This window comes from Nocardioides sp. (genome assembly GCF_004803405.1).
GTDB classification, from domain to species: domain Bacteria; phylum Actinomycetota; class Actinomycetes; order Propionibacteriales; family Nocardioidaceae; genus Nocardioides; species Nocardioides vastitatis.
In genome coordinates this window covers 1-691 of the sequence record NZ_SSXI01000175.1, presented here as the reverse complement: position 1 = coordinate 691, position 691 = coordinate 1, and the positions used below count along the sequence as shown (strand labels likewise).

Sequence of the window (691 nt, the reverse complement as noted above, 5' to 3'; positions counted from 1 at the left end):
GACGGCGTGGTCGGTGAGCCGCTTCCGCACCGCGGCGGTCGCCGCCGGATCGGTCGGGTCGACCAGGCTCGCGTCCGCCCGGCCGGAGGTCAGCAGCGTGACCACCCGGTCCGCGTCGGCGTCGCGCAGCGCCTGCGCCAGCTCGCCGATCGTGCTGCCGAACCGGTGGTTCGTCCGCAACGCAGCCACGGCCTGCGGTGCCCGGACGGCGAGTCCCCGCACGAGGTCCGACAGCACGGCGCCGGCCTCGACCGAGGCGAGCTGGTCGGGGTCGCCGACGAGGATCAGGCGGGTCTCGGGGCGAACCGCCTCCAGCAGCCGCGCCATCATCGTCAGCGACACCATCGAGGTCTCGTCGACCACGATCACGTCGTGGGGCAGACGGTTCCCGCGGTGGTGCTTGAAGCGGGTGCGCGAGCCGGATCTCCAGCCGAGCAGGCGGTGCAGGGTCGACGCGGACAGGCCGGCCAGGCGGACCCGGTCGTCGTCGGTGAACCGGTCCTGCTGCTGCACCTCCTCGACCGCCTCCTGGAGCCGCGCCGCCGCCTTGCCCGTGGGCGCCGTCAGGGCGATGCGCAGCGGCCCCTCGTGCTCGGTGAGCAGTGCGAGCAGGCCGGCGACCGCGGTGGTCTTGCCCGTCCCGGGGCCGCCGGTCAGCACGGTCGTCCACTGGCCCGCCGCGGCGAGGACG

At 75.3% G+C, this 691-nt stretch carries 1 protein-coding gene; it reads right to left on the bottom strand.

Translation table 11 applies throughout. The annotated features are described in order from the left end of the window. The coding region (locus E7Z54_RS12250) for an AAA family ATPase (protein ID WP_168798296.1) at positions 1-691 on the bottom strand (691 nt) is incomplete at both ends.